The organism is Weissella sp. MSCH1 (genome assembly GCF_045799135.1).
GTDB lineage: Bacteria > Bacillota > Bacilli > Lactobacillales > Lactobacillaceae > Weissella.
In genome coordinates this window covers 83177-109547 of sequence record NZ_JBJMBA010000036.1, presented here as the reverse complement: position 1 = coordinate 109547, position 26371 = coordinate 83177, and the positions used below count along the sequence as shown (strand labels likewise).

At 45.1% G+C, this 26371-nt stretch carries 25 protein-coding genes and 1 tRNA gene; 25 read left to right on the top strand and 1 reads right to left on the bottom strand.

The features are described from left to right. Window positions 1-148 precede the first annotated feature (148 nt). The 10 genes from ACJ28U_RS04770 to ACJ28U_RS04725 all read left to right on the top strand — a co-directional run bounded on the left by ACJ28U_RS04770 (window position 149) and on the right by ACJ28U_RS04725 (window position 11098). Window positions 149-1117: an MFS transporter gene (locus ACJ28U_RS04770; protein WP_407618555.1), complete on the top strand. Its 969-nt coding sequence runs from the start codon at window positions 149-151 to the stop codon at window positions 1115-1117. 116 nt (window positions 1118-1233) lie between these two features. Then, on the top strand, window positions 1234-4089 hold the full coding sequence (gene uvrA, locus ACJ28U_RS04765; RefSeq protein ID WP_099088481.1) for an excinuclease ABC subunit UvrA: 2856 nt from the start codon (window positions 1234-1236) through the stop codon (window positions 4087-4089). 120 nt (window positions 4090-4209) lie between these two features. Next, window positions 4210-4332, top strand: coding sequence for a putative metal homeostasis protein (locus ACJ28U_RS04760; RefSeq protein ID WP_010372234.1), 123 nt, complete (start codon window positions 4210-4212; stop codon window positions 4330-4332). Between the two features lie 156 nt (window positions 4333-4488). Next, window positions 4489-5382 (top strand): RNase adapter RapZ, encoded by an 894-nt coding sequence (gene rapZ / locus ACJ28U_RS04755; RefSeq protein ID WP_407618554.1) that lies wholly within the window; start codon window positions 4489-4491, stop codon window positions 5380-5382. Next, on the top strand, window positions 5379-6383 hold the full coding sequence (gene yvcK / locus ACJ28U_RS04750) for a uridine diphosphate-N-acetylglucosamine-binding protein YvcK (protein WP_407618553.1): 1005 nt from the start codon (window positions 5379-5381) through the stop codon (window positions 6381-6383). The genes rapZ and yvcK overlap by 4 nt, the downstream gene beginning before the upstream one ends. 16 nt (window positions 6384-6399) lie before the next feature. Further along, window positions 6400-7356, top strand: coding sequence for a DNA-binding protein WhiA (gene whiA / locus ACJ28U_RS04745; RefSeq protein WP_099088478.1), 957 nt, complete (start codon window positions 6400-6402; stop codon window positions 7354-7356). A gap of 85 nt (window positions 7357-7441) precedes the next feature. Then, window positions 7442-8035 (top strand): ATP-dependent Clp protease proteolytic subunit, encoded by a 594-nt coding sequence (locus ACJ28U_RS04740; protein ID WP_010372244.1) that lies wholly within the window; start codon window positions 7442-7444, stop codon window positions 8033-8035. Window positions 8036-8381: 346 nt separating this feature from the next. Beyond that, entirely contained in the window at window positions 8382-9377 is a 996-nt protein-coding gene (locus tag ACJ28U_RS04735; protein WP_010372248.1) for a D-2-hydroxyacid dehydrogenase, read from the top strand. 139 nt (window positions 9378-9516) lie between these two features. Further along, window positions 9517-10659 (top strand): PTS sugar transporter subunit IIC, encoded by a 1143-nt coding sequence (locus ACJ28U_RS04730; RefSeq protein ID WP_407618552.1) that lies wholly within the window; start codon window positions 9517-9519, stop codon window positions 10657-10659. 85 nt (window positions 10660-10744) lie between these two features. Further along, on the top strand, window positions 10745-11098 hold the full coding sequence (locus tag ACJ28U_RS04725; protein ID WP_242440077.1) for a PTS glucose/sucrose transporter subunit IIB: 354 nt from the start codon (window positions 10745-10747) through the stop codon (window positions 11096-11098). A gap of 25 nt (window positions 11099-11123) precedes the next feature. On the opposite strand, the gene rpmF is transcribed toward ACJ28U_RS04725, so the two are convergent. Continuing rightward, entirely contained in the window at window positions 11124-11297 is a 174-nt protein-coding gene (gene rpmF / locus ACJ28U_RS04720) for a 50S ribosomal protein L32 (RefSeq protein WP_003608705.1), read from the bottom strand. 235 nt (window positions 11298-11532) lie between these two features. Here rpmF and ACJ28U_RS04715 point away from each other — a divergent pair, with 235 nt between their 5' ends. From ACJ28U_RS04715 to gltX, 15 genes are all read left to right on the top strand, one after another. Further along, complete coding sequence (locus ACJ28U_RS04715) at window positions 11533-12903, top strand: Nramp family divalent metal transporter (RefSeq protein WP_099088476.1); 1371 nt, start codon at window positions 11533-11535, stop codon at window positions 12901-12903. 15 nt (window positions 12904-12918) lie between these two features. After that, window positions 12919-13356: a universal stress protein gene (locus ACJ28U_RS04710; RefSeq protein ID WP_099088475.1), complete on the top strand. Its 438-nt coding sequence runs from the start codon at window positions 12919-12921 to the stop codon at window positions 13354-13356. A 159-nt stretch (window positions 13357-13515) separates the two neighbouring features. Next, entirely contained in the window at window positions 13516-13974 is a 459-nt protein-coding gene (locus tag ACJ28U_RS04705; RefSeq protein WP_010372265.1) for a MarR family winged helix-turn-helix transcriptional regulator, read from the top strand. A gap of 320 nt (window positions 13975-14294) precedes the next feature. Further along, a tRNA-Gln gene (locus ACJ28U_RS04700) sits at window positions 14295-14366 on the top strand. Window positions 14367-14586: 220 nt separating this feature from the next. Further along, window positions 14587-15540, top strand: coding sequence for an L-lactate dehydrogenase (locus ACJ28U_RS04695; protein WP_010372268.1), 954 nt, complete (start codon window positions 14587-14589; stop codon window positions 15538-15540). A 229-nt stretch (window positions 15541-15769) separates the two neighbouring features. Continuing rightward, window positions 15770-17458, top strand: coding sequence for an acetolactate synthase AlsS (alsS, locus tag ACJ28U_RS04690; protein WP_043708802.1), 1689 nt, complete (start codon window positions 15770-15772; stop codon window positions 17456-17458). A 62-nt stretch (window positions 17459-17520) separates the two neighbouring features. Beyond that, window positions 17521-18240, top strand: a complete 720-nt coding sequence (budA, locus tag ACJ28U_RS04685; protein ID WP_099088474.1) for an acetolactate decarboxylase — start codon at window positions 17521-17523, stop codon at window positions 18238-18240. A gap of 85 nt (window positions 18241-18325) precedes the next feature. Further along, window positions 18326-19333, top strand: coding sequence for a zinc-binding alcohol dehydrogenase family protein (locus ACJ28U_RS04680; protein WP_407618551.1), 1008 nt, complete (start codon window positions 18326-18328; stop codon window positions 19331-19333). 408 nt (window positions 19334-19741) lie between these two features. Next, window positions 19742-20629: a LysM peptidoglycan-binding domain-containing protein gene (locus tag ACJ28U_RS04675; RefSeq protein WP_099088472.1), complete on the top strand. Its 888-nt coding sequence runs from the start codon at window positions 19742-19744 to the stop codon at window positions 20627-20629. A 60-nt stretch (window positions 20630-20689) separates the two neighbouring features. Continuing rightward, on the top strand, window positions 20690-21232 hold the full coding sequence (locus ACJ28U_RS04670) for a C40 family peptidase (protein ID WP_407618550.1): 543 nt from the start codon (window positions 20690-20692) through the stop codon (window positions 21230-21232). Between the two features lie 43 nt (window positions 21233-21275). Further along, window positions 21276-21554 carry a GNAT family N-acetyltransferase gene (locus ACJ28U_RS04665; protein WP_099088470.1) on the top strand — a complete coding sequence of 93 codons (279 nt, stop codon included), beginning with the start codon at window positions 21276-21278 and terminating at the stop codon, window positions 21552-21554. Window positions 21555-21649: 95 nt separating this feature from the next. Next, window positions 21650-22192 (top strand): dUTP diphosphatase, encoded by a 543-nt coding sequence (locus ACJ28U_RS04660; protein WP_085639321.1) that lies wholly within the window; start codon window positions 21650-21652, stop codon window positions 22190-22192. Between the two features lie 14 nt (window positions 22193-22206). Then, window positions 22207-23580 carry a DNA repair protein RadA gene (gene radA / locus ACJ28U_RS04655; RefSeq protein WP_407618549.1) on the top strand — a complete coding sequence of 458 codons (1374 nt, stop codon included), beginning with the start codon at window positions 22207-22209 and terminating at the stop codon, window positions 23578-23580. Window positions 23581-23595: 15 nt separating this feature from the next. Beyond that, a complete protein-coding gene (locus ACJ28U_RS04650) occupies window positions 23596-24699 on the top strand; it encodes a PIN/TRAM domain-containing protein (protein WP_099088468.1) in 1104 nt (367 codons plus the stop codon). Between the two features lie 79 nt (window positions 24700-24778). Next, complete coding sequence (gltX, locus tag ACJ28U_RS04645) at window positions 24779-26275, top strand: glutamate--tRNA ligase (RefSeq protein ID WP_099088467.1); 1497 nt, start codon at window positions 24779-24781, stop codon at window positions 26273-26275. Window positions 26276-26371 lie beyond the last annotated feature (96 nt).

The following is a 26371-nucleotide window of genomic DNA, read 5'->3' as shown; positions in this document are numbered from 1 at the left end:
GACGTTGAGTTGCCGCTCAACGTCTTTTTCTTTGCCTTTATTACCACTATTATACCAAAAAGCAGGCGCAAACCCTTGATATACATGGGTTTGCGCCTGCTTTTATTCAAAATGTTCAGCTGAGTTTTGTCCCAGCCTCTTCGGCACGATGATTTTATCGTTGGCCCCAGCCTTCGGACCAATTTTTGGTGGTGTCGTGGCTTATTACTTAGGTTGGCGTGAAATTTTCTTATTGGTGTTACCAGTTGCGTTTGTCTCGCTGGTTATTTCAATTAAGACCGTGCCAACGGATCATATTAAAAATGCCGCGTTCCGCTTTGATTATATGAGTTTTGCGATGTTGGCCATTGCCTTTACCACTTTCTTGTGGGCATTAAGTCAGTTAGAACATGGACATGTTAGTGGGATGCTCTTTGCCTTGCTGATTGTTGCTGCCCTAGCATTTGCCGCCTTCTTATACCGAGCTAAGCATGCGACACGCCAATTTTTAAACTTAGGTATTTTTAAAGTGCCTGCGTTGCGTTTTGCGATGTTGGGGTACGTCGCGTGCATGTTTACCAATTTGATGGTTAATTTTGCCGTACCGACATTTGTCCAATTATCCTTGGGAGCGACGACAATGATTGCCGGCTTTGCCTTGATGCCGGGGTCGTTGGCTGGAGCGCTGTTGAATCCAATTTATGGGCGTGCGTATGATGTGTACGGACCAAAGATGCCCCTGTTGGCAGGTAATGCAGCGTTTGTCGTGATTATGATGGTTTGGTCGATGATGACGATGAATGGCACAGTTATCTCAATGACAATCTTTTACCTGTTGATGACGCTCGGCCGGAATCTAGCCTTTGGTACGTCAATGACCGCTGGGCTAGCTCAGTTATCATTGCCCGAACGTGCCGATGGTAACGCGATTTTTAACACGGCGCAGCAGTTTGCCGGTGCCATCGGAACAACGGTGGCGTCATTGTTAATGAAGGTGAACCCTGACAGTGCTGCCTCCGTTGCAACACAAACAGCGCGCGGCGCCCAGCATGTCTTTTGGTTTATGTTGGCATTGGGTGTGCTAAACTTCGTATGGTTTAACCGCTTTTTGAAGCATAACGCACCTTATTCAGAGTAAGCTAAGTTGAATTTAATTTAAGAAAGTAAGTGAGGTGTTAGGTTATAACTAACACCTCACTTGCGTTTAGGGGTATAATAACACTAACTAAAAACACATGAAGGAGGCCGCCCGAAATGGCCAATGATTGGATCAATATTCACGGCGCGCGCGCTCACAATTTGAAAAATGTGGACGTGGCGATTCCCCGTGACAAATTCGTGGTGATGACCGGACTCTCTGGTTCTGGTAAGAGTTCACTTGCCTTTGACACGTTATATGCAGAAGGACAGAGACGTTATGTTGAAAGCTTGTCTGCCTATGCCCGTCAATTCTTAGGACAAATGGATAAGCCGGATGTAGATGCCATTGAAGGATTAAGTCCTGCTATCTCTATCGATCAAAAGACGACCTCAAAAAATCCTCGCTCAACGGTGGGAACGGTAACTGAGATTAACGACTATTATCGTCTATTATTTGCCCGTGTTGGGCAGCCTGACGCGGCTGAAGATGGCACGATTGTGAAGACGTCAATTGACCAAATGTTGAATTATTTGACGGAGAACTTGGATGAAGGGGCGCGGATGCAAATCCTATCACCAATTGTTCGTCATAAGCGTGGTTCGCATGCGACGGCTTTTGAACGCATTCAAAAAGAAGGGTTTGTCCGTGTTATGGTCGATGGTGAGATGCATGAAATCACCGACGAGCTGACATTGGATAAGAACAAGTATCACGATATTTCAATTGTGGTTGATCGTATTATCTTGCGGGATGGGTCACGCGCTCGTTTATTCGAATCATTTGAATCAGCAATGCGCATGGCTGAAGGGGTTGTGACGGTTGATGTGATTGGTGGTGAACCAATTACGTTCTCAGATCACTACACCGGTCCGTTGAAGGACTTTGCCGTTGGTAAGCTGGAACCACAGCTCTTTTCATTCAACGCACCTATGGGAGCGTGTGAAATCTGTGGGGGCTTGGGGATGACACTTGAGGTCGATGTTGACCGAGTTATTCCTGATAAGTCAAAGTCATTGGCTGACGGAGCTATTGTGGCCTGGAACCCAATTTCATCATCATACTACCCAGAAATGTTGCGCCAATTTGCTGAGCAATTTGGGATTCCAATGGACGTTCCATTTGAAGAATTGACCGCTGACCAACAAGACATGGTGCTATATGGCTCACGTTTGAAGCCATTCCACTTCCACTATGAGAATGATTTTGGTGGGGTGCGTGATGTTGACGTCCCATTCGAAGGGGTGATGAATAACATCGACCGTCGTTACCGTGAATCAAATTCTGATTTTACCCGTGAACAAATGCGTGGTTACATGGACGAATTGACTTGCAACGCTTGTGGCGGATACCGTTTGAACCCAGCCGCTTTGTCGGTCAAGGTTGGTGATAAGCACATTGGCCAAGTGTCAGAGATGCCAGTTGATAAGGAATTGGAATTCTTTGAAAATGTGAAGTTTGGTGAGCAAGACAGTCAGATTGCAGCGCCCATTGTTAAGGAAATTACGGATCGTTTGAGCTTCTTGAAGAACGTTGGGTTAGACTATCTAACGCTCTCTCGTTCAGCGCGAACGTTGTCGGGTGGTGAGGCACAACGTATTCGTTTGGCAACGCAAATTGGGTCAAACCTATCGGGTGTGATGTATGTTTTGGACGAGCCATCAATTGGGTTGCACCAACGTGACAATGACCGCTTGATTAATTCATTGAAGCAGATGCGTGATTTGGGTAACACATTGATTGTCGTTGAACACGATGAAGATACGATGAAAGCGGCAGACTACATCATCGACGTGGGACCAGGGGCTGGTGACCACGGTGGTGAAATCATGGCGACGGGTACCCCGGCAGAAATCGAAGCAAATGACAACTCGCTAACGGGACAATACCTAGCAGGCAAGAAGTTTATTCCAGTTCCTGAAACGCGACGTGAGGGTAATGGTAAAAAGATTACGATTACCGGCGCATCGGAAAATAACTTGAAAAATGTGAAAGTTGACTTCCCCTTAGGCAAGTTTGTCGCCGTGACCGGGGTTTCTGGTTCTGGAAAATCAACGCTGGTGAACACAATCTTGAAGCGAGCTTTGAAGATGGAGTTAAACAATAACTCTGAAAAGCCTGGTAAGTACAAGAAGATGACCGGCTTTGAGAATGTCGACAAGATTGTTGATATTGATCAAAGTCCAATCGGGCGTACGCCACGTTCAAACCCAGCGACGTATACTGGCGTCTTTGATGATATTCGCACGCTATTTGCGCAAACAAATGAAGCAAAGCTACGTGGCTATAACAAGGGCCGCTTCTCATTTAACACGAAGGGCGGTCGTTGTGAGGCATGTAAGGGTGATGGCGTCATCAAGATCGAGATGAACTTCCTCCCTGATGTTTACGTAACATGTGAAGTTTGTGGTGGTACCCGTTACAACTCAGAAACGCTTGAAGTAACGTACCGTGGTTTGACGATTGCTGATGTTTTGAATTTGACGGCTGAACAAGCTGTTGACTTCTTCGCACCAATTCCAAAGATTCGTCGTAAGTTGCAAACGATTGTTGATGTTGGTTTGGGTTATGTAACACTTGGCCAATCAGCGACGACGTTGTCTGGTGGTGAAGCACAACGCATGAAGTTGGCGTCAGAACTGCAACGTAAGTCAACTGGTAAGACATTCTACATCTTGGATGAACCAACCACTGGCTTGCACGTTGATGACATTTCACGTTTGCTTGAAGTGTTACAACGTCTCGTTGATGGTGGTAACACTGTTTTGGTTATCGAACACAATTTGGATGTCATCAAGACAGCTGACTGGCTAATTGATATGGGTCCAGAAGGCGGTGAAGGTGGTGGAACGGTGCTTGCCACCGGTACGCCAGAGGATATCGCTGCCGTGTCAGCTTCATATACAGGTCAATATCTTGGCCCAATTATGACACGTGACCGCGAACGTGCAGCTGCAGCGACGGCAAAGTAAAGATTAAGTCCATGTTACAGTTGACCTTTTTGGTTGCGTTTGGGGTTTGATGCGTGTATACTTCCTTTTTGTAAGTTATATTTTTGAAGAAAATAAAGACTAAAAAGTGAGGTAAACATCATGGCTGAAAAGTTGGATGTGGCATCAGCTCGTCGTAAGATGAAGAGCCCAAACATTAAGACTCGCAAGCGCGCATTGAAGGCATTGCACGATGCACGTAAGGCAGCGAACAACAAGAAGTAATTCTTGGCGTTATGTAAAAACTCCCTAGAAGGCTGAAATCAGCTATCTAGGGAGTTTTTTGATATCAAGTTAACGGTTCACAAAAACCACATAGCCGGGCGTTTCCTCTCAATGGTATAATAACCTAGACACATTATATGTTCGGAGGGAACGCGTATGCCTAAAAAAGAATTGGTCATCGTTACGGGGATGAGTGGCGCTGGTAAAACAGTTGCTATTCAAGCCTTTGAAGATCTTGGCTACTTTACTGTTCAAAACCTGCCACCTGCTATGTTGCCAAAATTCTGGCAAATGATTTCTGACGAAGAAAACATTCAGCGGGCTGCAGTGATGATTGATTTGCGGTCACAAAGTTTTTTCGCTGACTTAGATGACGAAATTCGCATTATGTCGGCTTCAAATCATGATAAGTATGACTTGAAGATTGTGTATATCGATGCGACGGATGAAGAATTGGTGGCCCGCTATAAGGAAACACGCCGTTCGCACCCATTGTCAGGTGACCGGGGCACGTTGTACGGTATTCAAACTGAACGTCAACAACTAACGGAAATTCATGATATGGCGAGCGAAGTGATTCATACAGATGATTTTGCTCCTCGTCAATTGCGTAACTATATTCAAGAACATTTCGGGTCGGATGCTGATCGTGCTGGGACTTTCGCTGTGCAAGTGATGAGCTTCGGCTTTAAGTATGGTGTGCCAGTTGATGCTGACTTGATTATTGATGTGCGCTTTTTAAAGAATCCCTACTACATCACGGCTTTGCGTGAACAAACGGGCTTGGATAAGGCAGTTTGGGATTATGTCTGGTCAAGCGAAGATGCCGAAGAATTTTATGAGCGTCAAAGTAGCTTGATTAAGTGGTTGTTACCAAAGTATAAGGCTGAGGGTAAAAGTACACTAACGATTGCCTTTGGTTGCACTGGCGGTCAACACCGATCAGTGGCGTTTGCACACCGCTTGAGCCAAGATTTGGCGACTGATTGGAAGGTAAACGAATACCACCGTGACATTGAGCGTCGTAAAGAAAGCAGTAATCGCTCATGACGGAGACCTTTAAAGTAACGACACGGCCAAAGATTGTTGTCATTGGCGGTGGATCCGGCCAACCTGTGATTTTACGGGGGTTGAAGCAGTATGATACTGATTTAACTGCCGTTATTACGGTGGCTGATGATGGTGGCTCTTCTGGAACGTTGCGGGATTATCTCAATATGGTACCGCCTGGTGATATTCGAAATGTGATGGCCGTTTTATCGAGTTTGCCACAAGAAATTATTGATATTTTCCAATACCGTTTTCGCAAAGAGGATGAAATGCTAGCGAATCACGCGTTGGGGAACTTAATCATTGCAGCGATGGCAGAAAAGGAACGTGACATTTTTACAGGTGTTCAGACGTTGGCAAAAGTCATGGACGTACAGGGCCATGTGTATCCGGTAGCGGACGAGCCATTGGTGTTGCATGCCACATTTTCAGATGGCACGACTTTGTCTGGCGAAGCTGAAATTACGGCTGCCCACAAGCGCATTGATAGTATTTGGGTGACACCGCAAGATGATTCGACGAATGAAGTTGCGCAAGCGCCATCAGAAGTCATTAACGCTATTTTGAACGCGGATGTGATTGTTTTAGGACCAGGAAGTTTGTTTACGAGTGTCTTACCAAATTTGATGGTGCCTAACGTCGCTGAAGCATTAAAGGCAACCCGGGCGAAAGTGGTTTACATTGCGAACATCATGACGCAAAAGGGCGAAACTGATGATTTCTCAGATGCTGATCACCTCCGTGCGATTAATCGACACGTGGGTGATAACGTCGTCGATGCTGTGATTATGAATACTGGCGTCGTACCAGAAGATTATATCGACTGGAAGAAGTGGAATGAGGTCTCGCACCAGGTGACGTTTGATCCGGAAGAAGTCCGACAAGAAGGTGCGGTACCTGTCTTGGGCGATTTGTTAGAGTTGCGGGATGATGGCGCCTTTCACAATGGTGATATTGTGGCCCAGTTAATCATGCAAATTGCTAACTCGCCCGAAATATAAAAAGGAGGTGTAAACTGTGTCATTTGCAAGTGATGTGAAAAAAGAATTAACAATGCTTGAGATTAACAATCCAGATAATGCGAAGGCTGAATTGTCAGCATTGTTGCGAATGAATGGTTCGCTAGGACTAGCAAACATGCGGTTTACGCTGAATGTACAAACTGAGAATGCAGCGACAGCCCGACGGATTCTGGGGTTGCTCCAACAGTTCTACCAGTTGCCGTCAGAAATTTCGGTCCGACGCCAGATGAAACTGAAGAAGAATAATTTGTATGTCGTCCGAATCGTGCAAGGTGTCAATGAATTGCTGGATGATTTGCACATTTTTGAAGACTTTGAATTATTGCCAACGGTACCAGATGACTGGCTAGCTGATGAAGGTAAAGCACGTTCTTATTTGCGTGGGGCGTTTCTGGCGGCCGGATCGGTTAATAATCCAGAAACAAGTCGGTATCACTTAGAGATTTATTCATTGTATGAAGAACAAGCGCACCAATTGGAAGGCTTGATGAATCGGTTTGATTTAAATGCTAAAGTCGTTGATCGCCGGTCAGGTTACATTGTTTATCTAAAAGAGGCTGAAAAAATCGGTGATATGTTAATGGTGATTGGGGCGACTAATGCCATGCTTAAAATGGAAGACGTGCGTATTCTACGGGATATGCGTAATTCTGTTAACCGATTAGTTAATGCCGAGAATGCTAATTTGGATAAGACGGTTAATGCCAGCCAAAAGCAGATTGATGATATTGAATTTTTAGATGAAGAAATTGGTTTAGCTCGTCTGCCTGAAAAGTTACGTGAAATTGCCGAGGTTCGGCTTGCCCATCGTGAGGAACCGTTGTCGGAACTTGGTCAATACGTGCCATCTGGTGAAATTTCTAAGTCAGGGGTTAATCACCGTCTGCGTAAACTCTCGAAGATGGCTGATGATTTACGGACGACGGGGGCACTTCCTAAAGGAATCAACTAGAAGGCTTCTTTTTGTTTGACCATGTTTGACGAAATGTCTAAAATATAGGTATGTTCTGATTTGAACATCAGGAGGAAATTAAAAAATGAACCCAATTCCATACGTTATTGAGCAATCATCACGTGGTGAACGTTCTTACGACATTTACTCACGTTTGTTGATTGACCGTATTATCATGGTCAGTGGACCAATTGAATCACAAATGGCAACGGCAATCATTGCCCAATTGCTATTCTTGGATGCACAAGATCCAGATAAGGATATCTACATGTACATTAACTCTCCTGGTGGAGAAGTTAATGCCGGTATGGCCATCTATGACACTATGAACTTCATCCACGCCGATGTACAAACGATTGTTATCGGCTTGGCTGCTTCAATGGCGTCAGTCTTGGCTTCATCAGGAGCAAAGGGCAAGCGCTTTATGCTACCTAACTCTCAGTTTATGATTCACCAACCATCTGGTGGTGCACAAGGTCAACAAACTGAAATTGCGATTGCGGCTGAAGAGATTTTGAAGACGCGTAAGAAGTTGAATGAAATCTTGGCTGCAAACACAGACAACCCATACGAGCGTCTTGAACGTGATACGGAACGTGACCACTGGTTGGATGCGGAAGAATCACTTGAATACGGTTTGGTTGATAAGATCATGAAGAACGCTGACGATCGTAAGTAAATCGTTAATATTTGTCATAAACATGTCCTGAATGTCGTCGTTTGGGGCATGTTTTTTTCTTAGATTAACGTTGCGTATTCCGATAAGTTGGAGTTTTGGTGGTTTTTGACCGTTTTTTAGGGCCAAATGTGAATTATTCGTGAAATTTGTGAACTTTTATGCAGCAAAAAAGGGGTCGAAAGATACGCCGTTTGACATACTACTGTAACATTAGTGGGGGTTTTGGCCCGAAGTTTGTCCAAATGGGACAAAACTATGTGAAACTAGTTTAGGAAAGTATGTTGACTTATTCACAAGTTACCTTATAATGAATAAGTGTTAAGAAACGCTTTGGAGGATTTTAGTTATGAAGATTTTTGCATACGGTATTCGTGAAGACGAAAAGCCATCATTGAACGAGTGGATTGCCGCTCACCCGGAAGTTGAAGTTGGGTACACTGACAAGTTGTTGGATCCCGAGACGGCTAAGTTGGCAGAAGGTGCTGATGCAGTTAATGTCTACCAACAATTGGACTACACACGTGAGACGTTGACGGCATTGCACGAATTGGGCATCAACAAGATGTCATTGCGTAACGTTGGTACGGATAACATTGATTTCGATGCCGCTCGCGAATTTGATTTTTCAATTTCAAACGTACCTGTTTACTCACCAAACGCCATTGCTGAGCACTCAATGATTCAAATGTCACGTTTGTTGCGTCGTGCGAAGGCGTTGGACGCCAAGATTGCGAACCACGACTTGCGTTGGGCACCAACAATTGGACGTGAAGTGCGCATGCAAACGGTTGGTGTTATCGGTACTGGTCACATTGGTCGTGTTGCGATTAACATCTTGAAGGGCTTCGGCGCCAAGGTAATCGCTTACGATTTGTACCGCAATGCAGAGTTGGAAGCAGAAGGCATCTACGTTGATACGTTGGATGAGTTGTACGCACAAGCAGACGTTATTTCATTGTACGTACCAGGTGTCCCAGCTAACCACCACATGATCAACGCAGAGTCAATTGCAAAGATGAAGGACGGCGTTGTCTTGGTTAACGTTTCACGCGGTAACTTGATGGATATCGACGCAGTTATTGCTGGTTTGGATTCAGGTAAGATTTCAGACTTTGCAATGGACGTTTACGAAGAAGAAGTTGGTTTGTTTAACGTCGACTGGTCAGATAAGGAATTCCCAGACGCTAAGATTGCTGACTTGATTGCCCGCGAGAACGTCTTGGTTACGCCTCACACGGCTTTCTACACGACAAAGGCTGTGCTTGAAATGGTTCACCAATCAATGGATGCCTCATTGGCATTTATTAATGGTGAAACTCCAGCTATTGCAGTTGAATACTAATTGTGATAACTTACTTTTTGTAAGTAATTATTCATTTTTATAATCCTCTCCAAATGAAATACCGACTGTTGTGAGATTCAGCGGTTTTCGAGAATTTGTTGGGAATTGAGTTTTTGGTTTGAAAGGTTAATTGAATATTATGACGAGCGAATTTTTTGACGGCTCATACGAGCTGAAGTTGAAGGATTTCTTCTTCAAGGTGCTTTCTGGTTCTGCCCAAGGTATCTTGATTGGTGTTTTGCCATCTGCCGTAATGAAGTACATCTTGAAGATGTTCGGAACGGCGCAATGGGCGCTTGATTTGTCAGCGATTTTGACGCTGTTCTCATCATTCATTCCGTTGTTGATTGGTCTTGCGATTGCCATGCAATTCCGCATGAAGGCACTTGATGCGGGTGTTATGGCGATTGCGGTTGGTGCATCTGCTGGTTCTGTAAAGTGGGCAACGGCACCTGCTGGCTTCGTAAACCCAGTGACAGGCGTTAAGTTGACGGCACCTGCTAACGTGTACATCGCAGCTGGTGCCGGTGACGTGATTAACGCTATCATCGTCGCTGCGGTTGCAGTTTTGGTTATCTGGTTAGTATCAAAGTACCTAAAGGGCTTTGGTGCAGTAGCGATTATCTTGAGTCCAATTGTTATTGGTGGTGGTGTGGCTTTGTTTGGTAAGGCAATTGCCCCATACGTTGCTTACATCACGACTTGGGTTGGTGATGCTGTGCGTTTGGCAACTGACTTGCAACCATTGCCAATGTCAATTGCGATTGCGATGGCCTTCTCATTCATCATTATCACGCCTATCTCAACGGTTGGAATTGCTTTGGCGATCGCCTTGTCAGGTTTGGGTGCCGGTGCTGCCGGTGCTGGTGTTGTTGCCACGACAGTTATCTTGTTGATCAACTCATGGAAGGTTAACAAGAAGGGAACGACGGTTGCCATCTTCTTGGGTGCGATGAAGGGTATGATGCCAGCAATTTTCAAGAAGCCTATTATGATTTTGAGCTTCTTGGTTGCAGCAGCTATCTCAGCCATCCCAGTGGCCATCTTCAACGTACAAGGAACGCCTACGTCAGCTGGTTTCGGTTGGATTGGAATGGTTTCACCAATTCAATCAATGATTGCTGATGGTGCCGAACGAGATATCGTAACGCACACGATTGGTGCTTTCCCAGCCTTGTTGACTTGGTTGATTGTGCCAGCTGTTGCTGGTTTCGTAGTCGACTTGTTGTTTACAAAGGTATTTAAGTTGTACACGCCTGCTGATTTTGAGCAAGACATGTAATATGAGTCAAACAAAAAGCAGTTATCTCAATTTGAGATAACTGCTTTTTTGCGTAATCGGCGGTAAAATACGAGTAAAGGGGGTGATGATGGTGGTTAGTCTGGAACGAAAGCAAGCTGAACAAATTGTCCAAGCTGTTGGGGGCGCGACAAATATTAAACGGGTAATCCATTGTGTGACACGATTGCGTTTTTATTTAGTTGATCCCGGTAAGGTTGATTCGCCTCGGTTGGTTGCAATTGATGGCGTGGCTGGAGAGGCCTTTAACGCGCTCCTTGGCCAATATCAAGTTGTGATTGGCCCTGGTGTCCATGAGGTGTATGAAATGGTGGAGAACGTCTTACAAGATGCGACGCGTGAGCCTGATGCGCAACCAAGCACGATGGGGGCTTGGCAACGTATCAAGCGGTGGCTGCAAGGCATAAAAAAAGACTACTAGGACGAATCCTAGTAGTCTTTCCTAATTACTTAGGTGAAACAACTTGCTTACCCTTGTATGAACCATCAGCGGCCACGTGGTGGTTACGTACGTAAACACCGTTTTCGTTCATGTGGATAGCAGGCGTCTTAAGTCCGCCTTGACCACCGCGACGTGAGCGCTTTGCGTTCTTTGAAGTCTTACGTGCAGGAACTGCCATATTTTTATCCTCCCTTACACCGCCGTGTCAGAAAAGAAAGGCAGTGTTTAATAATCGATTATTTTTTCAACTGTTCTAAATTACATTATTTTTTGATAGTTGTCAAGTGACGGGCGCTTTTTTCCTATTTTGGGTATGCCGATCGAACGTTGATATCACGGGCTTTCATTGTTTACAAAATATACGTAAAGTAAGATAATTAAACGTACCAAAAAACAAGGAGGCATATTTACTGATGGCAAAAGATTCAGTAAAGGATCCGTCAGTTGCAAACGCACAAGCGACTGATGGTCCAAGTTTGGCGGAAATCAACAGCACAGTGGAAGTTCCACAAGGCGGCGGATTTTTGCGGAAGTTGATGGCGTGGAGTGGACCAGGGGCATTGGTTGCCGTTGGTTACATGGACCCAGGTAACTGGATTACGTCAATTGTCGGTGGGGCACAGTATCGATACCTATTGATTTCTGTGATCTTAGTATCTAGTTTAATTGCGATGTTGTTGCAATATATGGCGGCTAAACTAGGGATTGTGGCTCAGAAAGATCTGGCCCAAATGACGCGTGATTCCACGAATAAATGGATTGGTTACATCCTTTGGTTCATGACGGAATTGGCGATTATGGCAACTGAAATGGCCGAAGTTATCGGTGCGGCGATTGCCATCCACTTGCTGTTCGGCCTGCCACTTTTGTGGGGTGTAATTATCACAGCGCTGGATGTTTTGCTACTCTTGCTTCTAATGAAGCTCGGGTTCCGTAAGATTGAAGGTATTGTCTTAACGTTGATTATCGTGATTCTGCTTGTGTTCCTATATATGGCGTTTCTAGCAAAGCCAGACATGGGTCAGGTGGCGGTCAACTTGGTGCCACACCATGATATTTTGAAGCATGGTCAGTTGATGTTGGCGTTAGGAATTGTGGGTGCGACGGTTATGCCGCACAACTTGTATCTCCACTCATCAATTTCGCAAACGCGAAAGGTTGATCGGAGCGAGAAGAAGAACATTGCCGAAGCAATTCGTTTCACAACTTGGGACTCAAACATTCAACTAACGGGTGCGTTTGTTGTTAACTCGCTATTATTGATTGTTGGTGCAGCATTGTTCTTCGGTCACGGGTCAGAGCTTGAAGCCTTTGGTGATTTGTTTAACGCCCTTAACGATAAAGCGATTGTTGGTGCAATTGCCAGCCCTGTCTTGAGCATGCTGTTCGCTATTGCGTTGTTGGCGTCAGGTCAAAACTCAACAATTACGGGTACCTTGACTGGGCAAATTATCATGGAGGGGTATACTCACTGGCGGATGCCAATGTGGCTACAACGAATTTTGACGCGTGGTATTGCGTTGATTCCAATTGTGATTTTTGCCATTATCTTCGGTGCAACTGAAGGGGCCTTAGATCGTCTTTTGGTTTACTCACAAGTGTTCTTGTCAGTGGCTTTGCCATTCTCAATGTTCCCATTGATTTACTTTACGTCATCGAAGAAGTTCATGGGTGAGTTTGTTAACCCCCGATGGGCAACTGTTTTGGGGTATGCCGTGGCAGTTATCTTGACGGGATTGAATATTCAATTGATTGTGTCGACTTTGGCACCATTGTTTAAGTAAAAGGGGGACGAGTTCATGGTAGAGGCAAAGCATTTTAAACGAGTGTTGGCAGCTGTTGATGATTCAAAGTTGGGTCAACTAGCATTAGTTAACGCTATTCACCAAGCACAAGAAGATGATTCAGAACTGATCATTGTTTCTGTCTTTGAGGCCGAACAGATGAACGTCTTTGATTACTTTTCAAAGGAAAAGAATGCTGCAGCACGTGAGGACGTCGAAGAGGCGCTTACTCGTTACCGACAAACGGCGGTTGATGCGGGCGTTAGTCACGTTGACACGGTATTCGCTGAAGGCGAGCCGGGTGAGGTGATTGTTAAGGATGTCATTCCATCAGTCAAGCCGGATATGGTCGTGATTGGGTCACACTCACAACGAGGCGCGGAAAAGTACTTTGGCTCACAATCTAGTTATGTGGCAAATAATGCCCCTGTAACAGTCATGATTGTTCGCTGATTTTAAAGGTATATAAAAAGCACTTTAACTGAATTGTTAAGGTGCTTTTTTGGTATTCTGACGGTCTGAATTAGGTTCCTTTTCCGGCTGACAAGGCTTGTGGTTTACTGTACAATGGTTAGCGTTATATAACTTTGGGATATTTTGTGGAGGGTAATGATGGAACTGTTAAGTCAGTATATCGATGCGTATTTATCAACGCTGAAGTATTTAGACGAAGTTGTTTCGGAGCCGGCAGCTGATTATGGGTTGTCGTTCGAACAATATTTGATTATGCATAGCATCGCTGATCAGGATGGGTTAACGCTAACTGATGTCGTTGAACGACGACATGTTACGCGGGCAGCCGTATCACGTCAAATTAAGATGCTGTTGAAGAAGGAATTCATTTATCAAGAGCCTGATGAAATGGATCGTCGCCGCATGTTGCTACATTTGACTGAAGCTGGCGCGGATGTTGAACGAATTGTGACGAAGCGCGTCGAAAATCGCTTTGATGGTTGGGTGGAGTCTTTTGGGGAAGACAAAGCACACAAAGTGTTGGCGTTTATCCGTCAATTCGACGATAAGGTCGTTTCAAAGACGAAGGCGAAAGTAAAAGCGCGAAACTTAGAGTAATAGCATGAGATGCCGGACAAATCAGAGGGGGATTTGTCCGGCTTTTTTATAAAAAGGGGTGGTTTTGCATCATTTTTGGTACTTTTCGTTGTTTAACTAAGTATTGCAGTAAGATAGTAAGTGTTCAGAGATGAACCGTGGTTTCTCTCTCTCTCTATTAGGCCACGTAAAACTCTTTTCTCTTTATCTTAATTTACGTTAAGAAAAATCGGTGGCCTCTCACCACTGAAATTAAATGCTCCGCGGATACGCGGGGCTTTTTGTTATTTTTGAGACTTGAATTCGTCTGCTGGTTGTTGTATCATATAGAAGTTGATTTTTGGGCATTAGCCAAGCGGTAAGGCAACGGTTTCTGGTACCGTCATGCACTGGTTCGAATCCAGTATGCCCAGTGATAACGGAAAGACGTTTCTGATTTTTCGGAAGCGCCTTTTTATTTTGCGCTTATTTGTGAATAAATGTTTCACAAATGGAAAAATCGACTAATTTGTACCACACACGTTGCGAAATGTCGCCATTCAAACGTTGTACAGATATTCACATTGTCAGTGAATTATGCTAAACTATAAAAGATTTGAAACTTATATTAAGTAATTGTGGAGGAATATAATCATGGCACAACACCACCAAAAGGTTGTTCTTGTCGGAGACGGTGCGGTTGGTTCATCATACGCATTCGCATTGATGCAACAAGGTATCGCCGAAGAATTGGTAATCGTTGATATTATGAAGGAGCGCACGGAAGGTGACGCTTTGGACTTGGAGGACGCGGCTCCTTGGACGTTTAACAAGAACGTCTACTCAGGTTCATATGACGATGCCAAGGACGCCGACTTGGTTGTTATCACGGCCGGAGCCCCACAAAAGCCAGGTGAGACGCGTTTGGACTTGGTTGACAAGAACTTGAAGATCATCAAGTCAATCGTGTCACCAATCGTTGAATCAGGATTTAACGGTATCTTCTTGGTTGCTGCTAACCCAGTTGATATTTTGACAATGGCGGTACAAAAGTTCTCAGGCTTCCCAAAGAACCGCGTCTTCGGATCAGGTACGTCATTGGACACGGCCCGCTTGCGCATGGCTTTGGCAAAGAAGTTCAACGTCTCACCTGAGGCAGTTGATGCTTACATTTTGGGTGAGCACGGTGATTCAGAGTTCGCCAACTTTGATGAAGCTTTGATTGGTGGCCGTCCATTGAAGTTGTGGGCTGCTGAAGCTGGTATCTCAGACGCTGATTTGGATCAAATCTTGTACGATACAGCGCACAAGGCATACGAAATCATCAACCGTAAGGGCGCAACGTTCTACGGTATCGGAACGTCATTGGCCCGTATTACACGAGCAATCTTCCGCGATGAGAAGATGGTCTTGCCAGTTGGTGCCTGGATGGAAGGCCAATACGGTTTGAACGATATCTATATCGGAACGCCTGCTGTTATCGGCGCTAACGGTGTCGAAGCTGTTATTGAAGCGACATTGTCTGAAGAAGAAGCTGCTAAGATGGCTGCCTCAGCTAAGACTTTGAAGGAAGTTGCTGAAGGCGGTTTCGCCCGTTTGGACGCCTAAGTAAATATTAGCAATTAAGAAAGACGCGACTATTCAATTTGAGTAGTCGCGTCTTTTTGTCGAAAGTTCACAAACTAACCAACTTTAAAACCTGCATCTTTAGAGTGGTGGGCTTGGTTTATAATGCTGTTTTTCACAAGAAGTTTTGCGACTACTCATTTTTACAAAGAAAGCGTACAATGAAATTTATTAATATTATTACGCAATTATTTAAAGAGGTATTAAACTCATGGCTGAGATGAAGAAGTATGGTGCCGACCTAGTTGTCGACAGCTTGAACAATCACGGCGTTGATTTGGTATTCGGGATTCCCGGTGCTAAGATTGACCGTTTGTTTGAAACATTGGAACACCCAGCAGAAGGTGCTGTATCACCTAAGTTGGTTGTTACGCGTCACGAACAAAACGCTGCCTTTATGGCACAAGGATTTGCTCGCATTACAGGAAAGACGGGAGTTGTGATTGCAACGTCAGGACCTGGTGTTGGTAACTTGGCTTCAGGTTTGATGACGGCAAGCGCTGAAAATGATCCAGTATTGGCCATTGGTGGACAAGTACCTCGTAAGGACTTGTACCGTTTGACACACCAAAGCACGCCATCAGCTGCTTTGTTTGAGCCAATCACGAATTACTCAGTTGAAATCCAAGATCCAAACAATATTTCAGAAATCTTGTCAAACGCGATTGCACAAGCCAATGGGCCTAAGCCTGGTGCCGCTTTTGTTTCTTTGCCACAAGATGTTGACGATGCAATTGTTGAAGCTAATGCATTGCCACGTGTTGAGCCAGCTCGTATGGGTTCAGCCTCATTGACTGACATTACTTGGTTGGCTGAACAAGTTAAGCAAGCTGAAATGCCAGTTATCTTGGTCGGTGCACGTGGATCAGATGACGCAACTACGGAAGCATTGCACCAATTGTTGACGCAAACGACGTTACCAGTAGTTGAAACGTACCAAGGCGCTGGGGTTATCTCACGTGATTTGGAAGAAAAGACCTTCTTCGGACGTATCGGTTTCTTCCGTAACCAAGTGGGTGACCAGTTGTTGGCGCAATCTGATTTGGTAATCACGGTCGGCTACGATGCAATTGAATATGAGCCACGTAACTGGAACAAGAATGCTGATTTGCGTATTGTTGCTTTGGATACGGCTGCTGTTCAAATTGATAACAACTTCACGCCAGAGCGTCAATTGATTGGTACGTTGGCTGACACGTTGGCCTTCTTGAAGGAAAAGGTTGCTGGCTACGAGTTGCCAGTCGCTTCACAAAACAAGTTGGCGGAGTTGAAGGCCGCTTTGCGTGCCGCTGACGAGCCTAAGTACACGCCAGCTGATGCTGGTTTGAACCACCCATTGAATGTTATCAAGTCATTGCAAAACCACATGACAGATGACATGACGTTGACGTCAGATATCGGCTCACACTACTTGTGGTTGGGTCGTCACTTTAAGTCATACGTACCACGCCACTTCTTGATTTCAAACGGTATGCAAACGTTGGGTGTTGGGTTGCCATGGGCCATGGTTGCGGCGATGGTGCGTCCAAACGCTAAGGCAGTTTCAGTATCAGGTGACGGTGGCTTCTTCTTCTCAGGTGTTGAATTGGCAACGGCTGTTCAAATGAAGTTGAATACTGTACACATTGTTTGGCAAGATAACCACCACTATGACATGGTTAAGTTCCAAGAAGAAATGAAGTACGATGGTAAGTCAGCTGGTGTTAAGATCGCTGATATTGATATCGTGAAGTTTGCTGAAGCAGCTGGTGCCAAGGGATTGCGCGTTGATACGCCAGACCAATTGGATGCCGTCTTGGACGAAGCATTTGCGACTGAAGGTCCAGTTGTTGTTGAAGTACCAGTAGACTACTCACACAACTTCGAATTGATGTCACAATTGATTGAATCAGAAATCTAATGATGAGGGGGTGTCCGGTCATGGACGCCCCCTTTTTGTAAAAAAATAGGAGGAATCGAATAATGGCAACGGTTTATCAGCACAGTACGTTAGCTGCATTGATGGCGGGATTGTTGGGCGGTACAATCACTGTCGGCGAACTGAAGGAACATGGCGATACGGGTATCGGTACGTTGCACGGTGTCGACGGGGAAGTCATCATTTTGAATGGTGAAGTTTACCAGGCTGAGTCTTCAGGGAAAGTTAATCATATTACGGACATGTCGACTTTGGTGCCTTTTGCGACGGTACACCAGGCGCACGGGCCTGAGTCAAAAGCGATTACCTTGAAAGATGTTACGTTGAGCAATGTTGACGTCATTAATGAATACAACTTGTACAACAATTTTTCAGGAATCGGCTTGCGTGGGGAGTTTTCACACATCAAGGTGCGTATTGCGCCAAAGGCATCTGAACCATTTCCATCATTGCTTGAGATTACTAAGCAACAACCAGTTTTTGAACGTGAAAATGTTTCGGGTACGCTGGTTGGTTATTACTCACCTGAGCTATACCATGGTGTGGTAGCGGCCGGTTGGCACGTTCACTTTATTAGTGATGATCGTCAATTTGCGGGCCACGTCTTAGAATTCCAAGCGCCTGAGTTAACGGGTTCGCTGGTGGCGTTCTCTGACTATCAATTGCATTTGCCAATTGAAAATACTGCTTTCCGAGAACACCATCTCGATATGAATGGTCTTCGTGAAGGGGTTACGGCAGCTGAGGGGAACACAAACGATTAAGAAAATGATGGCAGACACAATTGTCTGCCATTTTTTTGTTAAAGGCGGTACAATGACTGAGTAAGAAAAGTAGAGGTAAGGAAAGATGAGCGAATTTATGCAAGCAGTTGTGACCACTTCAAATGAGGCGCAACCACTCGAGGTAATGACGATTCCTGTGCCAGTTGTTTCAGATGAAGATGTGCTTGTTCGTGTGAAAGCTGTGGCGGTTAATCCAGTTGACGGTAAGCAACGTCAAGTAGCGGTTGCAAATAAGTCATCCCATGTTTTAGGTTTCGATGCGACTGGTGAGGTTGTTGCAGTCGGCGCCAAGGTGACGGATTTCAAGTTAGGTGATACTGTATTTTACGCTGGCCAGTTGGGACGTTTAGGTGCAAATGCAGAGTTACAAGCGGTCAACGCGGCACTAGTAGCTAAGGCGCCGACAACGTTATCACACGCTGAAGCTGCTGCACTACCCCTGACTTTTTTGACAGCATATGAGTTACTAGTCGATAAGTTTGGCTTGACGGTTGCTGAAAATAGTGCAAAAGGTCAAACAATTCTCATTATTAACGGTGCTGGTGGCGTTGGGTCAATCATGATTCAATTAGCTAAGTGGATGGGGATGACAGTCATTGCGACGGCTTCACGTCAGGAAACAAGCGACTGGGTAACCAAGCTAGGCGCTGATCATGTGGTTAACCACCGACGTGATTATGTGGCGGATATGCACAGCCTGGGCTTCGATTTAGTACCGTACATTGCCATTTTGCATGCCCCAGAAGCTCACTTCGAACAAGCGGCAACTTTGGTTGGACCATTTGGCCACATTGGAGCCATTGTTGAGTCGGTGGAACCTTTGCCAGTTGGGTTAATCAAAAATAAGGCAGCATCCCTTGATTGGGAATTTATGTTTGCCAAGGCTAATTATGAGGTCAACATGGCGACGCAGGGTCGGGCCTTAGCTTTGGCAGCGACGTTAGCAGATCAGGGTGTTTTACGGACAACTTTGACGGAGACGATGACTGGCATGACAGCTGAAACGATTCTGGCGGCGCAAGAAAAAGTGGTCGCCGGCAAAGTTAACGGCAAACTCGCGATTGAATTTTAAATAAAATTTAAAAAACGACCGATTCTTTGTGACATTGGTCGTTTTTTTGATTCGGCGGGCAAAAAAATGATAATTCGACAACGTGTCACACCTGATTGTTATGTCTGCATTGGCTTGGCGTCGTGATTGCGGGATAGTGTCACACCATTCAAATTTTGAAAACACTTGTGAAAAAGATTTAGCGACCGTGAAATTAGCGCGAAAAATATGGCAATATTTACGCAAAATATGGCTTTGTAATACTAATGCAAACTTCGTCATTGTAAACCAATGAATTGTGCCTTGAAGTGCAAATTATTTCGCGTAGAATAAATAACGTACAAATAATAAAGATAATAAAGAAAAGATTAAGAATTGGTTGGTTCTTACGTTTAATAAATCTATATTTGATAGGGGAATATCATAAACATGAATGTATCTGTTAAAAATACGTTATTGGCAGCTGCGGGAACTGTTGCTGCGTTGACTGGATCATCTGTTGTTGCGTCAGCGGATTCTGTAACTGTTAAAGCCGGCGACACGTTGTACGCGATTGCAACAGCGCACAATACGACGGTGAATGCCTTGGCTTCAGCAAACGGATTGTCAAACATCAACATGATTTTTGTTGGACAACAATTGCAATTGCCTGGTACATCAACTAACAACGCTGCACCAGCAACAAACAACAACGCATCAGCAAACACAACGACGTCTGCTGGGGCTTCAAACGCAACGTACACGGTTAAGGCCGGTGATTCTTTGTGGGGTATTGCAAACAGCAACGGTATGACTTTGTCAGAATTGTTGTCATTGAACGGTTTGCAAGCAAATTCATACATCTTCCCAGGCGATTCATTGAAGATTTCGGGTGCCGGCGCAGCGACTGCTACACCATCAGCACCAGCTGCAGATAATAGCCAATCTTCAGCAAACACTAACAATAACTGGGGCACTGTTGATAACGGCTACACAAACTCAAACAACACGGTGTCATCAACGAACACGTACCCATACGGACAATGCACGTGGTACGTTAAGGGTGATTTGAACTGGGTTGGAAATTACTGGGGTAACGCAGTAGACTGGGCTTCAACGGCGGTTGCAGCTGGTCACACTGTTAACTCAGTACCAACGGTTGGTTCAATTGCCTACTTTGCAGCTGGTGTTCAAGGTGCTTCATCATACGGACACGTTGCGGTCGTTGAGTCAGTTAACGCTGATGGTACTGTGACGATTTCAGAAGCAAACTATGCAGGTATGTTGTATCACGAGCGTACAATTCCAACATCAGGTTTGTTGTTCATTCACCAATAAGAGAGATTTAATGAGAGCTCGCAAGCGTGGGCTCTTTTTTGTATAACGAGGAGAAAAGTGATGCCGTTTGAACTAACGCCTGGCCGGATAATTCATACTGATGATGTTGGCCAGATTGACGCAGAAATGCGATTCGATGTCCCAAAAGGTGAGGCCCCTTTTGCCATCACCTTTGCCGAGTTTAAAAATAAAATGGCGGGGGCTCGTGTGCAACGCGTGATGATGCAAATGATCATGGCGAGTCTGCGTGAAAATATCGGGCAAACATTACGAAGTGTGCTTGGCCGGCCATATCAATTGCAAGGCAATACACCTGAAGAAGGGTTTGATGCCGGCGGATTGATTCAATATGTCTATAATCACGTATTTGGCGTCAGTTTTCCGCAAAATATTGCCAAACAGTTCACCTTGGTTCAGCAAGTGACTTTAGCTGAAACGATGCCAGGGGATATCTTGGTTTGGGGCAGTCTAGCAGTACCCACGGCGGCCGGTGTTTACTTAGGTGGCGGGAAATATATCACGGTCGATATATTAAATGACGTGGTGCAAATCAAAGCGGTGACGCAGTCGTGGCTACCTGATGTTATTGGCTCCCTACGTTAATTTTAGGTACGGTCGGGTATAATGATTATGAGGGGGTGACAATATGGAATTTACATTTGAACCAGGACGCCTATATCATGAAACCGACGGCCAAGTCGACGCAGAAATCCTATTTCCAGCGATCAACGATGGGCAAACGTGGTCGATTGACTACACCTTTGTGGATCCGGCATTGCGAGGCCAAGGGATTGCGGGTCAGTTGTTAGCTGAAGTTGTTCGGCGAGCCCAAGTTGACCACGTCACACTACGACCGGTTTGTTCATATGCTAGAATGGCGTTCTTTAGGAATCCGGAATATCAGGCTTTGCAGGCCAAAAGTTAAGAGTTAGTTGAAGCATTCCGAAAATAACCGGTGTGCTTTTTAATTTGGGGCGTTTTTCGATATACTTAAAACATAACTAACTTTGGGGGATAATTATGAAACGTGGATTTGCAGTTGTTTCAAAATACGCAACGGCGGGGCTTAATCTTCCCCAACGAGCAACGAAAATGGCGGCTGGTTACGACTTTGAGGTCGCTGAGGACTTTACGCTCCCATCAATTTGGAAGCTCCCATTTATTAAGATTTTGGCGTCGCTATATATGAAGCGACAATTGACAGATCACGATTATGAAGAAGCGACAGCAACATTGAAGCCCCTCTTAGTACCGACTGGTATTAAGGCATACATGGGTGAAAATGAGTATTTAATGATTGCCAATCGGTCATCCAATCCGTTGAAGCGCGGGATGATTTTGCCAAATGGGGTCGGCATCATTGATGCGGACTATGTGGATAACGATAAGAATGAGGGTGAAATCTTTATTCAGATGGTTAATTGGGGCATCCAAGATATGCATCTAAAAAAGGGTGAACGCATCGGCCAAGGAATTTTCATGCCGTTTTTGGTAACGGATGATGATGCAACACAAGAGAAGAATGACCGTACGGGGGGCTTTGGTAGTTCCGGCGTACATTAAGAGAGGTAGGAGAAATGGCAAAAACAAAAACCCAGTTTGTATGTTCTAACTGTGGGTATGTTTCACAACGTTACATGGGACGTTGCTCTAACTGTGGTGCCTGGGGAACGTTCGTTGAAGAAGTTATTCAACCGGAAAAGGCGGACCGAAAGTCACGCGTTAACCTGGCTGGACAAATTGCGAAGGTTGAGCGATTAGGCCAAGTTAGCATCGAGGAGACGCCACGTGTCGATACGCAAATTGATGAATTTAACCGGGTACTTGGTGGCGGAATCGTACCTGGGTCAATGGTTTTGATCGGTGGTGACCCAGGGATTGGAAAGTCAACGTTGCTACTTCAGGTATCAAGTCAGTTGGCCAACTCAGGCGGAACGATTTTGTACGTCGCTGGAGAAGAGAGTGCTTCACAGATTAAGCTGCGAGCAGAACGTTTGGGAGTTCGCGGTGATGCGGATTTCTTCTTGTATCCAGAAACGGATATGAGCCAAATTCGCAAGGCTATCGATGAAACAAAGCCAGATTACGTCATTATCGACTCAATCCAAACCATGCAACAACCAGATGTTTCATCAGCCGTTGGATCAGTTGCACAAATTCGTGAAACGACTGCTGAATTGCTCCAAATCGCGAAGACAAATGGCATTACCATTTTTATCGTTGGTCACGTGACCAAAGATGGTGCCATCGCCGGACCAAAGATTTTGGAACACATGGTGGATACGGTACTCTATTTTGAGGGTGATAACCAGCGTAGTTTCCGGTTGTTGCGAGCTGTTAAGAATCGATTTGGTTCCACAAATGAGTTAGGAGTCTTTGAAATGAACGAGGGTGGTTTGGCGCAAGTGACGAACCCATCTGGTTTATTCTTGGAAGACCGTCTCTCGGACGCAAGTGGTTCGGCAGTGGTCATTGCGATGGAAGGCTCTCGACCAATTTTGGTTGAAGTCCAGGCGTTGGTGACACCAACCGTCTTTGGTAATGCCCAACGCACTGCAGCCGGTATCGATCGCAATCGTATTTCATTGTTGATGGCTGTCTTAGAAAAGCGCGCAAACTTGTTTTTGCAGAACCAAGATGCTTATGTGCGTGCTGCGGGTGGTGTGAAGTTGGACGAACCAGCTATCGATTTGGCTGTTGCAGTTGCAATTGCTTCGAGTTACCGGGATAAGGGGACACGGGCAACTGACGCATTTGTTGGTGAAATTGGTTTGACTGGTGAAATCCGGCGGGTGCCAAATGTGGTTGATCGCATTCTTGAAGCGAAAAAACTTGGTTTCAAACGAGTATTTGTGCCACAGCACTCAGTTGATACAATGAAGGATATACCAGGGATTCAAATTATCGGTGTGGCCACATTGGCAGATGCTTTACGGTTGGCATTAGATTAATTTAAAGGGGAAACTATGCGTAGGCGAATAATTCAGGTAGCTTTCTTGGTTGCTGGAGGTGCGCTCGCGATAACAGTATTGCCAATCATTTGGCGCATTTTGGGTGAACATAATCAGATTTGGTTAAATAACCCAATTGTGAACTTCATTATTGGTGGCATATTGTTTTATATCTTGAGCATACCTTTATGGCGACCAATCGATCAGGGGATTAAGCGAATTGAAACGTATTTGAACCAGCAGTCACCGCTCTTGTTGTTGATTGGTTCATTATCAACTTTGATTGGCTTGGTGATTGCGGTGGTTGTCACCGTACCGTTGCAGCGGGCGAATAATTTCTTTTTAAGTGCAGTTATTCCAGTTATCGTCATGGTGCTGTTGGGGTATTTGGGCTTCCGCTTAGGGACAACGCGGATTGATGAGTGGCGGAATTTAATTCCCAACTTAAATAACGTCACGAAGCGGGTGCGGCCACGTCGCTCGGCTAATCAAAGCGATGTGTTGACGGATGAAGAAACTAACTATCACCACTATAAAATTTTAGACACGAACATCTTGATTGATGGTCGAATTGCAGATTTAGTGAAGACGGGCTTTATCGAAGGAACACTGTTGGTGCCTAATTTTGTATTGTATGAGTTGCAATACATTGCGGATGCAGGTGAGTCAATCAAGCGTGTCCGCGGTCGGCGCGGTCTTGATATTTTGAATGAGTTGCGTGAAACAGACGCTATCCCACTTGAAATGTGGGAGGGCGACTACGAAGAAATTAAAGAAGTGGACGAAAAACTAATTCAATTAGCCAAGGACGTTAACGGTATTTTGGTAACGAATGATTACAACTTGAATAAGGTGACAAAGTTCCAAAACGTTGAGGTTCTGAACATTAATGAATTAGCTGGCGCTTTGCGTCCACGGGTCGCGGTTGGTGATCGTTTCAAGGTAACCTTGGTTAAGAACGGTACTGAACGCAAGCAAGCGGTTGGGTATCTAGATGACGGCACGATGGTCGTGGCTGAAGAAGGGCGTGACCATTTGCAAGAGACTGTGACAGTTGAAGTGACGTCAGCATTGCAAACAGATGCTGGCCGTATGATTTTTGGTGTGGTTGTCGATTAAGGACTTAACATTGAAAGTCGTTAAAAACCGCGGTATATTAGTAAGCGGTATTATAAACAGAAAAAAGGAGTAGACTAGCATGGCTGAGACTACTGAAAAGAAGATTCGTGTACGTTACGCCCCATCTCCAACTGGGCACCTACACATTGGAAACGCTCGTACGGCATTGTTTAACTGGTTGTTCGCGCGTCACTACAAGGGTGAATTTGTGATCCGTATTGAAGACACTGACCAAGCGCGTAACATCGCTGATGGTGAGAAGTCACAATTGGACAACTTGGCATGGTTGGGCTTGGACTGGGATGAATCTCCAGCCAACCCAGGTGAGTACGGTCCATACCGTCAATCAGAGCGTATGGATATTTACAAGCCATTGATTCAAGAGTTGTTGGACCGTGGTTTGGCGTACAAGTCATACAAGACATCTGAAGAATTGGAAGCTGAGCGTGAGGCACAAATTGCTGCAAAGCAAGCCCCACACTACGTTTACGAATATGCTGGCATGTCAGATGATGAAATTGCAGCTGCACAAGCTGAATCTGAAGCAAAGGGCTTGCAACCAGTTGTTCGTTTCCGTGTGCCAGAAGACAAGCCATATGCTTGGGATGATATTGTAAAGGGTCATGTTGAAATCAACTCAAACACTATCGGTGGTGACTGGGTTATTCAAAAGGCTGATGGTATGCCAACGTACAACTTTGCCGTTGTTGTGGACGACCACATGATGGAAATCTCTCACGTATTGCGTGGGGATGACCACGTGTCAAACACGCCAAAGCAATTGATGATCTACGAAGCCTTCGGTTGGGAAGCACCAATCTTCGGTCACATGACGTTGATTATTAACGCTGAGACAGGTAAGAAGTTGTCAAAGCGTGATGAGTCAATCTTGCAATTCATCGAGCAATATCGTGAATTGGGTTACTTGCCAGAAGCAATGTTGAACTTCATTGTTTTGTTGGGATGGTCACCAGTGGGCGAAAAGGAAATCTTCAACAAGAACCAATTGGTTAAGATGTTTGATGAAGCCCGCTTGTCAAAGTCACCAGCTAAGTTTGACAACAAGAAGCTTGAATGGGTTAACAACCAATGGATCAAGACGGCTGACCAAAACATGGTCTTTGACAAGTTGATGCAACAACTTGTTAAGTCAGAATTGGTTAACCCAGCTGAATTGACGGCTGAAAAGATGCAATGGTTGCGTTCAGTGATGAATGTATACATGGATGGTGTTTCATACACGTCACAAATTGTGCCATTGGTAAAGCCAGTCTTCTTCGAGATGCCAGCTGCTGATGCCATTACGGACTCAGCCAAGGAATGGATGGCCGCTGAAAACGTGCCAGCCATGTTGAACTTGTTCATCGAGAAGATTGAAGCAATGCCATTGTTCACGGCAGCTGCTATCTTGACTGCAATTCGTGAAATTCAAAACGAAATGGACGTTAAGGCCCGCGCTTTGTGGAACCCATTGCGTATTGCAACGACGCGTGAGGAACAAGGTCCAAACCTTGGTGAATTGCTAGAATTGCTAGGACGCGAGCAAACAATCGCAAACATCCGCGAATTCTTGTAAAATTTAACAACTAATTAGCTCAGTACCAATTTGGTGCTGGGCTTTTTTCGTCGGCGTTCAGGGTCGACGCGTGGCGTCGAGGCATGGGACTGGGGG

What these genes read in the sequence shown, in the direction of transcription:
- ACJ28U_RS04695 (WP_010372268.1), top strand. Translation starts at nt 14,587, where the DNA reads ATGGCACAACACCACCAAAAGGTTGTTCTTGTCGGAGACGGTGCGGTT.
- ACJ28U_RS04705 (WP_010372265.1), top strand. Translation starts at nt 13,516, where the DNA reads ATGGAACTGTTAAGTCAGTATATCGATGCGTATTTATCAACGCTGAAG.
- ACJ28U_RS04725 (WP_242440077.1), top strand. Translation starts at nt 10,745, where the DNA reads ATGATGGTGGTTAGTCTGGAACGAAAGCAAGCTGAACAAATTGTCCAA.
- ACJ28U_RS04665 (WP_099088470.1), top strand. Translation starts at nt 21,276, where the DNA reads ATGGAATTTACATTTGAACCAGGACGCCTATATCATGAAACCGACGGC.
- ACJ28U_RS04760 (WP_010372234.1), top strand. Translation starts at nt 4,210, where the DNA reads ATGGCTGAAAAGTTGGATGTGGCATCAGCTCGTCGTAAGATGAAGAGC.
- ACJ28U_RS04710 (WP_099088475.1), top strand. Translation starts at nt 12,919, where the DNA reads ATGGTAGAGGCAAAGCATTTTAAACGAGTGTTGGCAGCTGTTGATGAT.
- budA (WP_099088474.1), top strand. Translation starts at nt 17,521, where the DNA reads ATGGCAACGGTTTATCAGCACAGTACGTTAGCTGCATTGATGGCGGGA.
- rpmF (WP_003608705.1), bottom strand. Translation starts at nt 11,297, where the DNA reads ATGGCAGTTCCTGCACGTAAGACTTCAAAGAACGCAAAGCGCTCACGT.
- rapZ (WP_407618554.1), top strand. Translation starts at nt 4,489, where the DNA reads ATGCCTAAAAAAGAATTGGTCATCGTTACGGGGATGAGTGGCGCTGGT.
- yvcK (WP_407618553.1), top strand. Translation starts at nt 5,379, where the DNA reads ATGACGGAGACCTTTAAAGTAACGACACGGCCAAAGATTGTTGTCATT.
- ACJ28U_RS04660 (WP_085639321.1), top strand. Translation starts at nt 21,650, where the DNA reads ATGAAACGTGGATTTGCAGTTGTTTCAAAATACGCAACGGCGGGGCTT.
- ACJ28U_RS04650 (WP_099088468.1), top strand. Translation starts at nt 23,596, where the DNA reads ATGCGTAGGCGAATAATTCAGGTAGCTTTCTTGGTTGCTGGAGGTGCG.
- ACJ28U_RS04675 (WP_099088472.1), top strand. Translation starts at nt 19,742, where the DNA reads ATGAATGTATCTGTTAAAAATACGTTATTGGCAGCTGCGGGAACTGTT.
- ACJ28U_RS04715 (WP_099088476.1), top strand. Translation starts at nt 11,533, where the DNA reads ATGGCAAAAGATTCAGTAAAGGATCCGTCAGTTGCAAACGCACAAGCG.
- ACJ28U_RS04735 (WP_010372248.1), top strand. Translation starts at nt 8,382, where the DNA reads ATGAAGATTTTTGCATACGGTATTCGTGAAGACGAAAAGCCATCATTG.
- ACJ28U_RS04680 (WP_407618551.1), top strand. Translation starts at nt 18,326, where the DNA reads ATGAGCGAATTTATGCAAGCAGTTGTGACCACTTCAAATGAGGCGCAA.
- gltX (WP_099088467.1), top strand. Translation starts at nt 24,779, where the DNA reads ATGGCTGAGACTACTGAAAAGAAGATTCGTGTACGTTACGCCCCATCT.
- uvrA (WP_099088481.1), top strand. Translation starts at nt 1,234, where the DNA reads ATGGCCAATGATTGGATCAATATTCACGGCGCGCGCGCTCACAATTTG.
- ACJ28U_RS04740 (WP_010372244.1), top strand. Translation starts at nt 7,442, where the DNA reads ATGAACCCAATTCCATACGTTATTGAGCAATCATCACGTGGTGAACGT.
- radA (WP_407618549.1), top strand. Translation starts at nt 22,207, where the DNA reads ATGGCAAAAACAAAAACCCAGTTTGTATGTTCTAACTGTGGGTATGTT.
- alsS (WP_043708802.1), top strand. Translation starts at nt 15,770, where the DNA reads ATGGCTGAGATGAAGAAGTATGGTGCCGACCTAGTTGTCGACAGCTTG.
- ACJ28U_RS04730 (WP_407618552.1), top strand. Translation starts at nt 9,517, where the DNA reads ATGACGAGCGAATTTTTTGACGGCTCATACGAGCTGAAGTTGAAGGAT.
- ACJ28U_RS04670 (WP_407618550.1), top strand. Translation starts at nt 20,690, where the DNA reads ATGCCGTTTGAACTAACGCCTGGCCGGATAATTCATACTGATGATGTT.
- ACJ28U_RS04770 (WP_407618555.1), top strand. Translation starts at nt 149, where the DNA reads ATGATTTTATCGTTGGCCCCAGCCTTCGGACCAATTTTTGGTGGTGTC.